The organism is Bosea sp. NBC_00550, assembly GCF_026020075.1.
Taxonomy (GTDB): Bacteria; Pseudomonadota; Alphaproteobacteria; order Rhizobiales; family Beijerinckiaceae; genus Allobosea.
The window spans coordinates 4,298,831-4,312,739 of sequence record NZ_CP102772.1 but is presented as its reverse complement, the minus strand read 5'-3'; the positions used below and the strand labels follow the sequence as shown (position 1 = coordinate 4,312,739).

Below are 13,909 nucleotides of genomic sequence, written 5' to 3'. Positions count from 1 at the left end.
GGCACGCTAGCAAAAAGTAGCGTCAAGACCATCCGTTAGGACGGCTTTCAACAATTGAAAGCAAGGTCGATCGGCCGAATCCGGCGGAAGGCCGCCATCTTGCTGATCAATCTCGTCCAAAGCCTGTTCTTCCTGCTGTTTGCAGGGCTGGTGCTCACGGTGATCGCGCCCTGCTTCGTCGGGCGGGACTGGCTGCGGCCCTGCGCCGTGGGGCTGCTGTTCGCAGGCGGCGCGCTCGTCAGCATGGCGAACCCGGTCGAGATCCAGCCCGGCCTGCTGATCGATTCGCGCAATACCTTCGCCATCCTGGCGGGGCCCATCGGTGGGCCATGGGCCGCCGTGCTGACCGCCGTGCCGCTGGTCGCCGTGCGCTTCATGACCGGCGGCGTCGGCATGGCAACCGGCATCAGCGGCATCGTGCTGCGCATGCTGATCGGGATCGGTTTCTCGATCTGGCTGGTCAGGCGCCGGCGCCCTCTGATGGCGCGCGACATGATCCTGCTGAGTTCGCTCGACGCGGTCTGCCTGCTGGCCTCGGCCCCCTTCATTCCCGGCGATGCGGGCGAGCGCTTCCTGCGCGAGGCCGTCCCCGCCATGATCCTCGTCAGCACGGTCGGCATCATCCTCACCGGCATCGTCGTGATCCATGACAACGACCGCCGCGAAACGGCCTATCGCTTGCGGACCTTGATCAAGCGCGCGCCCGGCACGCTGTATCAGCGCATCGTGCGGCCGGACGGCATGCTGTCATACCGGTTCGCGTCCTTTTCCATCGACAAGGCGCTCGGCATCACGAAAGAGGACGTCGAACGCGACCCCGAAATCTGGCTCGGCAAGCTCTTTCCCGAGGATCGCGCCCGCTTCGAGCAGTTGCGACGCGAGCAGCATGCCGGCGAGGCGCTCTGGCGCTTCGAAGGCCGCTATCATGCGCCGGGCGGCGGCGTCGTCTGGCTGCGCAGCGAATCGACCAAGCGCAGGCTCGCCGACGGCACCCTGGTCTGGGACGGCATCCTCCTCGACACCACCGCCGAGAAGACGCTGGAAGTCCGGCGCGACGAGATCGAGACGCTGCGCAAGACGGCCCTCGACGAACTTGCCGGCGATCTGGAACGCACCGTCGGCAAGGCGCTCGCCGATGTCGGGGCCTCGATGCGGGGCATGCACGATGCCGCCGCCCAGATGGTGGAAAGCGCCAGCAAGACGACCTTGCGTGCCGAAGGCGTGACCCGGGAAGCGGAGAGTGCGTCGCGGCGAGTCGGCAGTGTCGCCATCGCGGCGGAGGAGATCGGAGCCTCGATCCGGGAGCTCACCCGCCAGACCAGCCATGCCGACGAGACGGTGCGCGCGGCAGCCAGCTATGTCCGCAGCACGCGAAGCGACGTGGCCGGGCTGACCGAGGCGGCCGACAAGGTGCGCGCCGTTCTCGATTTCATCGAGGAGATCGCAGCCCGGACGAACCTGCTGGCGCTGAACGCCACGATCGAGGCCGCCCGGGCCGGCGCGGCAGGCCGGGGCTTCGCGGTCGTGGCAGGCGAGGTCAAGACCCTCGCGGAACAGACGCAGAAGGCGACGCGGGACATCGCGGCGACGCTGGCCGATATCCGGGGGGCCGCCGCCACCGCCTTCGAGGCCGTGGCCCATATCGAGGACACGATGACGACCATCGAGCGGACCTCGGGGGCAATCGCCTCCGTCGTCAGCCGCCAGGCCGACATCGCCTCGACCATCGCGGTGGATGCGCAGGCCGTGGCCCTCAGCGCCGATGCCGTCACCACCAATGTCGGCGCCGTCGGGGCCGAAGTGCGCGTCACCGGCGATGCCGCCGTCGGCGTGGCAGGTGCCGCCCGCAAGGTCGACGAACAGGCCGAAGCGCTCGACCGCTATGTCGGCGACTTCGTCCGCAGCGTGCGCAGCCGCTTCTAGCCGCCGCCGGCGTCAGGCGGATCGCTCCTCGGCAAAGGTTGCGCGAAGCCGTCACGGCTTGTGGTCTGCGGGCGCCGCGCCGTATGGTCAGCTCCCCCCGAGGAAACGCACAAGAAAAGACGCTTCGATGACCGATCGCCCGACGACCAAGAGACCCCGTCCGACCTTCACGGACCAGGAGGCGCTGCTGTTCCACTCGCAGGGGCGGCCGGGCAAGCTGGAAATCGTTCCGACCAAGCCGATGGCGACGCAGCGGGATCTCTCGCTCGCCTATTCGCCGGGCGTGGCGGTGCCGGTGCTGGCGATCGCCGAGGACCCGTCCCGCGCCTATGACTACACCACGCGCTCGAACCTCGTCGCGGTGATCTCGAACGGCACGGCTATCCTCGGCCTCGGCAATCTCGGCGCGCTCGCCTCGAAGCCGGTGATGGAGGGCAAGTCCGTCCTGTTCAAGCGCTTCGCCGATGTCGACTCGATCGATCTCGAGGTCGACACCGAGGATCCGGACAAGTTCATCGACGCCGTGCGCTATCTCGGCCCGTCCTTCGGCGGCATCAATCTCGAGGACATCAAGGCGCCCGAGTGCTTCATCATCGAGCAGCGCCTGCGCGAGCTGATGGACATCCCGGTCTTCCACGACGACCAGCACGGCACCGCGATCATCGCCGCTGCCGGCCTGATCAACGCGCTCGACCTGACCGGCCGCGACATCAAGTCGACCCGTCTCGTCATCAACGGCGCCGGCGCGGCCGCCATCGCCTGCATCGAATTGCTGAAGGCCATGGGCTTCAAGCCCGACAACGTGATCCTCTGCGACACCAAGGGCGTGATCTACCAGGGCCGCACCGAGGGCATGAACCAGTGGAAATCGGCCCATGCGGCGATCACCGACCGGCGCACGCTGGCGCAGGCGGTTGACGGCGCCGATGCCTTCTTCGGGCTGTCGCAGAAGGGCGCGGTGACCCCGGAGATGGTCGCCTCGATGGCGGCTAATCCGATCATCTTCGCCATGGCGAATCCTGACCCGGAGATCACGCCCGAGGAGGTCCACGCCATCCGCGACGACGCCATCATGGCGACCGGCCGCTCGGACTATCCCAACCAGGTCAACAACGTCCTCGGCTTCCCCTTCATCTTCCGCGGCGCGCTCGACGTGCGGGCGACCACGATCAACATGGAGATGAAGATCGCGGCGGCCGAATCGCTGGCTGCGCTGGCCCGAGAGGACGTGCCCGACGAGGTCGCCGCCGCCTATCAGGGCGCGCGCCCGCGCTACGGCAAGGACTACATCATCCCCGTGCCCTTCGACCCGCGCCTCATCCATGTCGTGCCGATGGCGGTCGCCAAGGCCGCGATGGAATCCGGCGTCGCGGGCAAGCCGATCGTCGACACCGCCGCCTACAAGGCCCAGCTTTCGGCGCGGCGCGACCCGATCGCGGGCACGCTGAACCGCATCTTCGAGCGCGTGCGGCGCTATCCCAAGCGCGTCGTCTTCGCCGAGGGCGAGGAGGAACAGGTCATCCGCGCGGCGGCGTCCTTTGTCGGACAGGGCCTCGGCCAGGCCATTCTCGTCGGCCGCGAGGAGCGCATCTACGAGGCCGCGACCTTCCTCGGCGTCGATCTCGAGGCCAAGGGCATCACAGTGCAGAATGCCCGGCTCTCGCACCGCAATTCCGCCTACGCCCAATATCTCTACGAGCGGCTGCAGCGGCAGGGCTATCTCTTCCGCGACTGCCAGCGCCTGATCAACCAGGACCGCAACCATTTCGCCGCGGCGATGGTGGCGCTCGGCGATGCCGATGCGATGGTGACCGGCGTCACCCGCAACTATTCGATCGCGCTGGAGGAGGTCCGCCGCGTCATCGACGAGAAGCCGGGGCATCGGCTGATCGGCGTCTCGATCGTGATCTCGCGCGACCGCACCGTGCTCGTCGCCGACACCGCGATCACCGAGATGCCGACGGCGCAGCAGCTTTCGGAGATCGCGATCGAAGCCGCCGGAGTCGCCCGCAGGCTCGGCTACGAGCCCAAGGTCGCGATGCTCGCCTTCTCGACCTTCGGCCATCCGGCCGGCGAGCGCTCCGAGAAGGTGCGCCAGGCCGTCGCGATCCTCGACAACCAGCGCGTCGATTTCGAGTATGACGGCGAGATGGCGGCGGATGTCGCGCTCAACCGCGAGATCATGGGCCAGTACCCGTTCTGCCGCCTCTCCGGGCCGGCGAACGTGCTTGTGATGCCGGCGTTCCACTCGGCCTCGATCTCGACCAAGCTGCTGCAGGAACTCGGCGGCGCGACCGTGATCGGCCCGCTGATCGTGGGCCTCGACAAGCCCGTGCAGATCGTGCCGCTCGGCGCCAAGGACTCCGACATCGTCAACATGGCGGCGCTGGCGTCCTTCAACATCGGCGGCTGACGCCGGGCATGTGACAACCTGAGCCGGACCGTTCGAGGCTGCCGACAAGGCGGCATCGTCGTCGCGACTCCTTCGCCGTCATTCCGGGGCAGGCCGAAAGGCCTGAGCCCGGAACCCAGAAACGATGCGCGTCATTGTGAGGCGCTGGCTTTGGGAAACCGCACGGGTTCTGGGTTCCGGGCTCGCCGCTTCGCGGCGCCCCGGAATGACGGGTGGTTCACCATGCCATCTCCATCGCCGAACATCGACAGAGTGCGAGGTTAGCCCGCCCACCGACTCCGTTCAGCCTGAGTTCATTTTCGCCCGATCAGCTTCTGACCGTGGGAGACCGGAAAACCGGCCCCGGGGGAACGATCGAAACCGTGCTGACGCCCGACGAAATGGCAGGCGAGAGAGCGACCGTGCCCGGAGACCGGCGGGTGGCGATCCGTTTCGCCCGCCTGACGCGTCATTTCTGGCGCGGCGAGAGCGCCGGCCGCGCCTGGTTCTGGACGTTGCTGCTGGCGGCCGGGATCATCCTGTCCGTCTTCGCCAATGTCACGATCAACCGCTGGAACGGCTGGTTCTTCGACGCATTGGAGCGCAAGGACGGCCACAGCGCCCTGGTCGCGATGGGCGTGTTCCCCGTGCTCGTCTTCGTCGTGGCGGGGCTCGGCGTCGTCATCCTGCGGGCGCGCGAGACCTTCCAGGTGCACTGGCGGCAATGGCTCACCGCGCGGCTGGCCGATGGCTGGGTCGGCGAGCGGCGCTTCTTCCGCCTCGGGCTCACCGGCACCGAACCTGCCAATCCCGAATACCGCATCGCCGACGACGTCCGCTGGGCGACGGAGCCGGTGGTGGATTTCGCGATCGGCCTGCTTTCCTCCGTCATCACCATCGCGATCTTCATCGAAATCCTTTGGGAGATCGGCGGCAGCCTGAACCTGTCCTGGGGCGAAAGCAGCATCGCGATCCCCGCCTATCTCGTCCTGGCCGCCATCCTCTATGCGGTGATCGTCTCGGCGCTGGTGACGACCGTCGGGCGGCGCCTGCCGGGCCTCATCGCCGCGCGCAACGAGAGCGAGGCCGGCCTGCGCTTCGCCCTGATGCGCATCCGCGACCACGGCGAAGCGATCGCACTCGCCCGGACCGAGACCGGAGAGCGCCACGCCGTCGCGCGCAGCCACGAGATCCTGGTGCGGCGCTGGCTGGCGATGATCCGGCAGCGCGCGCGCCTGACCTGGATCACGAATGGCAGCGGCGCGCTCGTCCCGGTGGTGCCGCTGCTGCTGGCGGCGCCGAAATACCTCGGCGGCGAGATGACGCTCGGCGGCGTCGTGCAGGTCGCCGCGGCCTTCGTCGCCGTGCAGAACGCCTGCAACTGGCTGCTCGACAACTTCATGCGCATCGCGGAGTGGCTCGCCGCCGCCCGGCGCGTCAATGAACTGGCCGATGCGCTGGCCGAGATCGAGTTCCGCCCGCCGGTGCAGAGCCTCGTCATCGCGCACGCTCCGGATCACGTCCTGCGTCTCCAGGACGTGACCTTGCACGACGGCACCGGCCTGCCGCTCGCCGCCGGAATCGATTTCGCGTTGCCGGCCGGCGCGACGCTCCATGTCGTCGGCGACGCCGGCTTTGCCAAGAACACGCTGCTGCAGGCGATCGCGGGTCTCTGGCAGCAGGGGGAAGGGATGATCGCATTGCCCCGCAGCGCCCGCGTCGCCGTGGTGCCCCAGCATCTGCAGCTGCCGCGAACGAGCCTGCGCCATCTCCTGCAGGGCGACCGGCCGCGCCCGGCGCCGGATGTCGCCGCCGCGCTGCGCCGCTACGGCCTGGCGACACTGACCTCCCGGCTCGACGGCGAGGACGACTGGAACAGGGCCTTGACGAGAGGCGACCGTCAGCGGCTCGCCTTGGCGCGTGCCGAGCTCGGCGGCTGCGAGGTGGTGCTGCTCGACGAAGCGACGAATGCCCTCGAAGCCGAGGCGGCGCTCGACCTGCTTGCCGAATTGCGTGCGGCGCTGCCCGAAGCCGTGATCGTCGCCTTCGGGCAATCGCCCGGCTTCGGCGAGATCGCCACCCACCGGATCGTGCTGCGCCGGATCGGCGGCGTCGCCCGCATCGTCGAGCGCGACGGCTTTGCCGAGTCTCGGCCGGCCGAACCCGTCGCAGCCCTGTAGCGGGCGGCAGCAGATCAAAAAACACCGGCAACAACGAGGAGAACCGCCGTGAAGATGAATATCTGGGATGCCTTCTGGGGTCTCGAGGTCGAGCAGTGCCCCTGCGACGTGCATCTGGTCGAATGGCTCGAGACGGAAGGCCTGAGCGGCAAGCGCATCTACCATTTCGGGACGGGCGGGCATCACTATGTCGGCCTGCGCTGCGCCGAGCCGCGTCTCGACAACACGGTGCTCGGGATCACCGCAGCGCCGAAGGAATACGAGGCGTTCATCGCGCTCGCGACCGAGAACCCAACCGTCACCAAGAGTTACTCCGCCTATTTCGGCGATATCTACACCAGCAATGCCAAGCTCCTGCCGCGGTTCGACATCGTGACGCTGTTCCATTCCTGCGAATTCCGCAGCGCGGCGAACGATGCCTATGGCGCGCTGACCGACCGCGAGGTGATGGATCTCTTCACGCAGCAGACTGACGCGGGCGGCCACATCCTGTTCTACAAGGGCTCCTTCGCCTATGGCGCGGCGGAACCGATCATCGCGGAGTGGGCCAGCGAGATGCCGGTCGAGGAGCTCCCGGGCTTCAAGACACTGCGCATCTTCCGCAAGACGGCTTGAGGCAACACCGCGCGGGGCGGACAACTGTCCGCCCCGCGCCGAAGGGCCGGGAGGAAGGTCATGGATCAGTCCAGGCGGGTCTTCTACGCCCGCGAAGCGGACCTCCCGGTCGCCGCGTTCAGGCAGGTGCTCATCGAGTCCGGTCTCGGCGCGATCCGGCCGATCGAGGACGAAGCCCGGCTTCAGGCGATGCTGTCGGCGGCCGATCTCGTCGTCACCGCGCGTCTCGACGGGCCGCAAGGCGAACTCGTCGGCGTAGCGCGCTGCGTCACGGATTTCTGCTGGTGCTGCTATCTCTCGGACCTGGCGGTGAGCCCTCGCACGCAGGGGCAGGGCGTCGGGCGCGGCCTGCTTGACGAAACGCGGCGGCAGCTCGGCCCGCAGGTCGCGCTCATGCTGGCATCCGTGCCCGAGGCGGCCGGCTTCTACGAGAGCGTCGGCATGGAGCGCGTGGCCGATGCCTTCTGGTATCGGCGCGCCACATAGGGCAAAGCACCCACGATGGTTCCCTCATAGGGTTCATTCGCCACACCGGCTTGTGCATCGCCACCGACGCGCTATCTCTCGGACCGGGGCGCGGCCGCGCCCTCTCGCCAATCCACCGCGCCGCCGCACCCGGCAGCGGCGCGCAACCCAGAGAGCGCATGTCGTTCGGCCCGCACGAGCCAGGAATGCCCCTGCGCAAGCGCAGCCGCTGGTGGTGGCTCGGCCCGCTGGCGAGCATCGTCATCTTCGGCGCCTCGCTCGTCGTGCTCTGGCACATCATCAGCCAGATGGAGCCGGGCCAACTCGCCGGCGCCTTCGCCAATGCCAGCCTGCGCCAGCTCGGGCTCGCAGCCGCCTTCACCGCACTGAGCTATCTGCTGCTCACCGGCTACGACGCGCTGGCGTTGCGACGGCTCGGGCTCTCGATCCCCTACCGCACCACGGCGCTCGCCTCCTTCACCAGCTATTCGGTCTCCTTCACGCTCGGCTTCCCGATCGTGACCGGCGGCACGGTGCGCTACTGGATCTACTCGCCGAAGGGGGTGCGGGCGTCCGAGGTCGCGAGCCTGACGGTGATCGCCGGGCTGACCTTCTGGCTCGGCCTCGGTGCCATCCTCTGCGCCAGCCTGGTCTATTCGGCGGATTCGATCGCGATGCTGGCGCGGACCTCGCCGCTCGTGGTCCAGGTCGTCGGCGGCGCCGTCGGGCTCGGCATCCTCGGCTATCTCGGTTGGATCGCGACCGACGATCGGACCCTGCGCGTCAGGGGCTGGAACCTGCACCTGCCGGGGCTTGGCACCACGCTCGGCCAGATGGCACTCGGCGCCTGCGAGGTCTGCGCTGCCGCTGCCGTGCTGTTCGTGCTGCTGCCGGGCGGTTACAACCTCGACTATCCGACCTTCCTCGCGGCCTACATCTTTGCCTGCCTGATCGGCATCGCCAGCCATGCGCCGGGCGGGCTCGGCGTGTTCGAGGCGACGATCCTCGTCGCGCTCAACCGCTTCCCCTACGAGCATGTGCTCGGTGCGCTGCTGATCTTCCGCGTGATCTACTACGTCCTGCCCTTCATCCTGGCGCTGGCCCTGCTGGCGCTGAACGAGATCATCCGCCGCATTCGCCGCCACGAGCCGTGAGGCGAACGGCTACTTCACCGCGATGATGATCATCAGGAAGGCGAGCAGCAGCAGGAGCTGCTTGAAGCTCCAGTTGATCTTGCGCAGCTGCTCGGCGCTGCTTTCCCGCCAATCCTCCTCCGCCTCCTCGTCGTGAACGGCTGCCGGGAGGATCGCGAGGGCCGCCTCGTCGTTCGGCGCGGGAGAGGCGTGCGGCCGCCATTCGATGCTCTCGATGAAGCCGCGGGCCGGAGCCACGGCACCTTCCTCGATGCCGGAGGCGAGATGCCAGTCGATCGGGCTTGCCTCCGCCAGATCGCGGTCGTCTTCCCGTATCCAGAGGTTCGTCGTGGCGCTGAGAGTCATGTGCCGAGCGAGCCCCGCCAGCATGTCCGCCTTGAGGGCCTCGAAGACGGCCGGCGCGAGAAACGCCTCGGCGAAAGGCAGCGTTTCGCCGTCCTGCTCGCGATAGCCCAGCAGCAGCAGCAGCCGCGTCTGCTCTCCGGTCGTGGATAGCGGACGCAAGGTCAGGCCGATCACACCGGCCTCGCCCTCGACTCCGGCGCGCCGCAGCGCGCCGCCTTCGACATGAGCCTCGGCCAGGAGGCGCTGGCCGTCCTCGATCCGCCCATCGCGGCTGTCATAGCCCCCGACGAAGCTTAGCCCGGAAGCCGTCAGCCGAAAACGGCGGGTGGCGCCCTGGACATAGCGGGCCGACATCCCTTCGATCGCCATCCGCCCGTCACCGAGGGATACGCCGCGCAACGCCTGTGATTCGTTCATGCTCCCACCCCGCTCTGCGGCGAGGATAGCAGTTCGATCTTCCGGCGTCAGGCAATCGGCTCCTGACAGCGTCGCGACACTATCGCAGGATAGAGCGAAGCTGGAGCTCCAGGGAGACAAAGCTCATGACGGATGAACTCGTCCTGTACACGAACCCGATGTCGCGCGGCCGCATCGCGCGCTGGATGGTGGAGGAGATCGGCCAGCCCTACCGCGCCGAGATCGTCGGCTTCGGCGCGCCGATGAAGAGCGCGGACTACAAGGCGATCAATCCCATGGGCAAGGTGCCGACGCTGGTGCATGGCGACACCGTCGTCACGGAATGCGCGGCGATCTGCGCCTATCTCGCCGATGCCTTCCCGCAAGCCGGGCTCGCCCCCGAGGCCGACAGCCGGTTGCGCGGCCCCTATTATCGCTGGCTGTTCTTCGCCGCCGGCCCGATCGAGGCCGCCGTCAGCAACAAGGCCTTCGGTTTCGAAGTCCCGCCGGAACGGGCGCGATCGATGGGCTACGGCACCTTCGGCGACGTGATGGATACGCTCGAACAGGCCGTCAGCCAGGGCGAATATCTGCTCGGCGACCGCTTCAGCGCCGCCGACGTCTATGTCGGCGCACAGATACTCTGGGGTCTGCAGTTCGGAACGATCGAGAAGCGGCCGGCCTTCGAAGCCTATGGCGCGCGACTGTCCGGTCGGCCGGCCGCACGGCGGGCCGACGAGATCGACAACGCGCTGATGGCCGAAATGCAGAAGAAGGCGGACTGAGCCGGAATCGCGCCCGGTGCATGGCTCCTGGCCGGCAAGGCGGGTTGCCGCAGCCTGCCGGCGCGTCTAATTCTGCGGTTCGATGGTCCGCCGCTGCCGCCCGGTTGCAGCCGCCGGGCCCTACAGCAACTTTCGCGATCACCATGAATGACATGTCCGTCATTGCCCGGCCGCGCCACGGCATGGGCTTCTATCCTTTCGTAGGCCTCGCGGCCGCGCTGATGGCGACGAATGCGCTCGCCATCGACTCGATGCTGCCGGCCCTGCCGCAGATGGCCGAGGCGCTCGGCATCGCCGAGGCCAACCAGCGGCAGTGGATCATCACCGCCTATCTGCTCGGCTTCGGCATCTCGCAGATCTTCTACGGCACGATCTCGGATCGCTATGGCCGCCGCCCGGTGCTGATCATCGGGCTCGTGATCTATGTCCTCGCCAGCATCGCCGCAGCCTTCGCCGGCTCGTTCGAGGCGATGATGGTCGCGCGTGTCGTGCAAGGCGTCGGCGCGGCAGCGACGCGCGTGCTGGTCGTCTCGATCGTGCGCGATTGCTATTCCGGCCGCGACATGGCGCGCGTCATGTCGCTGGCGATGATCGTCTTCCTGGCCGTGCCGATCCTGGCGCCCTCGATCGGCCAGGCGATCCTCTGGATCGCGCCCTGGCGCTGGATCTTCGGCGTGCTGACCGCCTTCGGTGCCACCGTGCTGCTCTGGGTCGCGGTGAAGCTGCCGGAGACCCAGCACCCGGAGGACCGCAAGCCGATCGCGTTCGCAAGCGTCGCCGCCGCCTTCCGCAGCACGCTGACGAGCCGTATCGGCGTCGGCTACATGCTGGCCATGGCCTTCGTCCTCGGCGGGCTGTTCGGCTTCATCAACTCGGCCCAGCAGGTCTTCGTCGACGTCTTCCACGCGCCGGAGCTGTTCACCACGATCTTCGCGATGATCGCGATGTTCATGGCCGCTTCGTCCCTGCTTAATTCGCGCATCGTCGGCCGGCTCGGCATGCGCCGCGTCTCGCATGCGGCACTGCTCGGCTATATCGCGCTGACCGGCGCGCATGCGCTCGTCGCCCTCAACGGCTATGAATCGCTGTGGAGCTTCGCGATCTTCCAGGGCGGCGCCATGTTCTGCTTCGGCCTGATCGGCCCGAATTTCGGCGCCATGGCGATGGAGCCGCTCGGCCATGTCGCGGGCACGGCATCCTCGGTGCAGGGCTTCGTCACCACCGTCATCGGGGCGCTGCTGGGCTTCTATATCGGCCAGCACTTCAACGGCACGGTCGTCCCGATCACGCTGGGCTTCGCGCTTTGCGGCCTTGCGGCGCTCGTCACCGTGCTGATCGTGGAAAAAGGCCGGCTGTTCCATCCGGCGCCGGGCCGCTCCTGAGGAGCCTGCCCTCGGTTCCGCCGCCAGCGGCGACGGGCATGCCTGGAATCGTCTTCAATCCGCTCGTGAGCGAAAGAGATTCGCTGTGGCTCGGGAAGGGTGCCGCCGTTCGCCTTCCCGCTGTCGCGCGCGTGTCCTACGCGACCTTCAGGTTCACCGCAGCGCTCTTGCCGGTCTTGCGATCGGGCTCGAGGTCGTAGCTGATCTTCTGGCCTTCATTCAGCCCACGCAGCCCCGCACGCGTCACCGCGCTGACATGGACGAAGATGTCGCTCCCGCCCTCGTCCGGCGTGATGAAGCCGTAACCCTTGGTCTCATTGAACCACTTCACGGTTCCCGTACTCACATGTCACTCCTTCCATAAGACCACCGGCACCGGTCCGGTCAGGCAGTGTAGGAGGCAAATCGTCACGGTTGCAACGACGCGCCGCACAAACTCTGCCGCGCATGCGAAGAGCGGTCTGCAATGCCGCCCGCGCAGCCCTGGTGAGGCCGCAAGTCGCTTGCGGTCGGCGCGCGGCTCCCGCATGAACGGCGCAAGCGAGCAAGAGGGAGCTGCCCGATGAGCAATTATGTGATCGATCCGCCGGCCGTCACGGCCGTTCCGGTCGCGGGGGGCGGTTCCTTTCCGGTGCGGCGCATCTTCTGCGTCGGCCGCAATTATGCCGAGCACGCCCGCGAAATGGGCCATGATCCCGATCGCGAGGACCCGTTCTTCTTCACCAAGCCGGCCGACGCGCTGCTGATCAACGGCGCCGACATGCCCTATCCGAGCAAGACCAAGGACCTCCACCACGAGATGGAGCTGGTCGTGGCGATCGGCACCGGCGGCAGGGACATCCCGGAATCCGAGGCGCTCGCCCATGTCTACGGCTACGCAGCCGGGCTCGACATGACGCGCCGTGACCTGCAGGCCGCCGCCAAGAAGGCAGGGCGTCCCTGGGACATGGCCAAGGGCTTCGATCTCTCGGGCCCGATCGGCGAGATCGTGCCGGCGAGCCATGCCGGCCATCCCAGCGCCGGCAAGATCGAACTGACCGTCAACGGCGTCGTGCGCCAGACCTCCGACCTCGCCAAGCAGATCTGGAACGTCGAGGAGACGATCGCCTATCTCTCCGGGCTGGTCGAGCTGAAGCCGGGCGACCTGATCTTCACGGGTACGCCGGAAGGCGTCGCGGCGGTCGGCAGGGGCGATGTGCTGGAAGGCGAGATCGCCGGCGTCGGCACCGTCCGCACCCGCATCGTCTGACCCGACCGTACGACAAGGAGCGCATCATGCGCCTGACACCCGACGCCAGCGGCGTCTTCCCGATCGCGCCGACGCCGTTCAACCCGGACGGCAGCATCGACTGGACCTCGGCCGACCGGCTGTTCGAGTTCTATCACGGCATCGGCTCGGACGGCGTTACCGTGCTCGGCATCATGGGCGAGGCGCCGAAGCTGGAGCCGGAGGAATCGATCGGGCTGGTCAAGCGCGCCGTCGCGAAGATGGGCGGCAAGCCCATCATCGTCGGCGTCTCCGCGCCGGGCTTCGCCGCGATGCGCTCGCTCGCGCGACAGGTGATGGATCTCGGCGCCGGCGGCGTGATGATCGCGCCGCCCCCGTCCCTGCGGACCGACGACCAGATCACCGGCTACTACGCGCAGGCCGTCGAGGCGATCGGGACCGACATCCCCTTCGTCATCCAGGACTATCCGCTGACACTGTCGGTGGTGATGACGCCGGCGGTGATCCGCAAGATCGTGCAAGACAATCCCTCCTGCGTGATGCTGAAGCACGAGGACTGGCCGGGGCTCGAGAAGATCTCGACGCTGCGAAAGTTCCAGGCGGAAGGCTCGCTCCGGCCGATCTCGATCGTGACCGGCAATGGCGGGCTCTTCCTCGATTTCGAGATGGAGCGCGGCGCGGATGGTGCCAATACCGGCTATGCCTTCCCGGAGCTGCTGATCGACGTGGTGCGGCTGCAGAAGGCCGGCAAGCGTGACGAAGCCCATGACATCTTCGACGCGCATCTGCCGCTGATGCGCTACGAGCAGCAGCAGGGCGTCGGCCTTGCCGTGCGCAAATACACGATGATGAAGCGCGGCATCCTCACGCATGACGCCCAGCGCAAGCCGGGCGCGGCGTTGAGCGCCGCCGCGAAGGCCGAGGTCGATTACCTGCTGGCCCGGATCGCGAAGCACGATCCGCGCGCGAAGATCTGATCGGCCAGAACGTCATTCCCGGGCGCCGTGCACGGCGACCCGAGAATCTCAGGCAAGAGATGCTCGG

Annotated in this window: 12 protein-coding genes; 10 read left to right on the top strand and 2 right to left on the bottom strand. The window is 67.7% G+C overall.

What is annotated here, in order from left to right:
- The first annotated feature begins 99 nt into the window (after positions 1-99).
- The 6 genes from NWE53_RS20750 (at position 100) to NWE53_RS20725 (ending at position 8,729) form a co-directional block, all read left to right on the top strand.
- A complete protein-coding gene (locus NWE53_RS20750; protein WP_265051246.1) occupies positions 100-1,923 on the top strand; it encodes a methyl-accepting chemotaxis protein in 1,824 nt (607 codons plus the stop codon).
- Between the two features lie 127 nt (positions 1,924-2,050).
- A complete protein-coding gene (locus tag NWE53_RS20745) occupies positions 2,051-4,336 on the top strand; it encodes an NADP-dependent malic enzyme (protein ID WP_265051245.1) in 2,286 nt (761 codons plus the stop codon).
- Between the two features lie 419 nt (positions 4,337-4,755).
- Positions 4,756-6,495 (top strand): ABC transporter ATP-binding protein/permease, encoded by a 1,740-nt coding sequence (locus NWE53_RS20740; RefSeq protein WP_265051244.1) that lies wholly within the window; start codon positions 4,756-4,758, stop codon positions 6,493-6,495.
- Between the two features lie 48 nt (positions 6,496-6,543).
- The gene (locus tag NWE53_RS20735; protein ID WP_265051243.1) at positions 6,544-7,110 is read left to right on the top strand and encodes a hypothetical protein; all 567 of its coding nucleotides are present in this window, start codon (positions 6,544-6,546) and stop codon (positions 7,108-7,110) included.
- Between the two features lie 60 nt (positions 7,111-7,170).
- Positions 7,171-7,596: a GNAT family N-acetyltransferase gene (locus NWE53_RS20730; protein ID WP_265051242.1), complete on the top strand. Its 426-nt coding sequence runs from the start codon at positions 7,171-7,173 to the stop codon at positions 7,594-7,596.
- Positions 7,597-7,781: 185 nt separating this feature from the next.
- The gene (locus tag NWE53_RS20725) at positions 7,782-8,729 is read left to right on the top strand and encodes a lysylphosphatidylglycerol synthase domain-containing protein (RefSeq protein ID WP_265051241.1); all 948 of its coding nucleotides are present in this window, start codon (positions 7,782-7,784) and stop codon (positions 8,727-8,729) included.
- 9 nt (positions 8,730-8,738) lie between these two features.
- Here the strand turns inward: NWE53_RS20725 and NWE53_RS20720 are convergent, their stop codons facing one another.
- Entirely contained in the window at positions 8,739-9,491 is a 753-nt protein-coding gene (locus NWE53_RS20720; protein WP_265051240.1) for a hypothetical protein, read from the bottom strand.
- A gap of 125 nt (positions 9,492-9,616) precedes the next feature.
- Here NWE53_RS20720 and NWE53_RS20715 point away from each other — a divergent pair, with 125 nt between their 5' ends.
- Positions 9,617-10,255 carry a glutathione S-transferase family protein gene (locus tag NWE53_RS20715; protein WP_265051239.1) on the top strand — a complete coding sequence of 213 codons (639 nt, stop codon included), beginning with the start codon at positions 9,617-9,619 and terminating at the stop codon, positions 10,253-10,255.
- 143 nt (positions 10,256-10,398) lie between these two features.
- Entirely contained in the window at positions 10,399-11,637 is a 1,239-nt protein-coding gene (locus NWE53_RS20710; RefSeq protein WP_265051238.1) for a multidrug effflux MFS transporter, read from the top strand.
- A gap of 136 nt (positions 11,638-11,773) precedes the next feature.
- Here the strand turns inward: NWE53_RS20710 and NWE53_RS20705 are convergent, their stop codons facing one another.
- A complete protein-coding gene (locus tag NWE53_RS20705; protein WP_265051237.1) occupies positions 11,774-11,983 on the bottom strand; it encodes a cold-shock protein in 210 nt (69 codons plus the stop codon).
- A gap of 216 nt (positions 11,984-12,199) precedes the next feature.
- Here NWE53_RS20705 and NWE53_RS20700 point away from each other — a divergent pair, with 216 nt between their 5' ends.
- Both NWE53_RS20700 and NWE53_RS20695 read left to right on the top strand, forming a co-directional pair.
- Positions 12,200-12,886: a fumarylacetoacetate hydrolase family protein gene (locus NWE53_RS20700; protein WP_265051236.1), complete on the top strand. Its 687-nt coding sequence runs from the start codon at positions 12,200-12,202 to the stop codon at positions 12,884-12,886.
- A gap of 26 nt (positions 12,887-12,912) precedes the next feature.
- Entirely contained in the window at positions 12,913-13,842 is a 930-nt protein-coding gene (locus NWE53_RS20695; protein WP_265051235.1) for a dihydrodipicolinate synthase family protein, read from the top strand.
- The last annotated feature ends 67 nt before the right edge of the window (positions 13,843-13,909 follow it).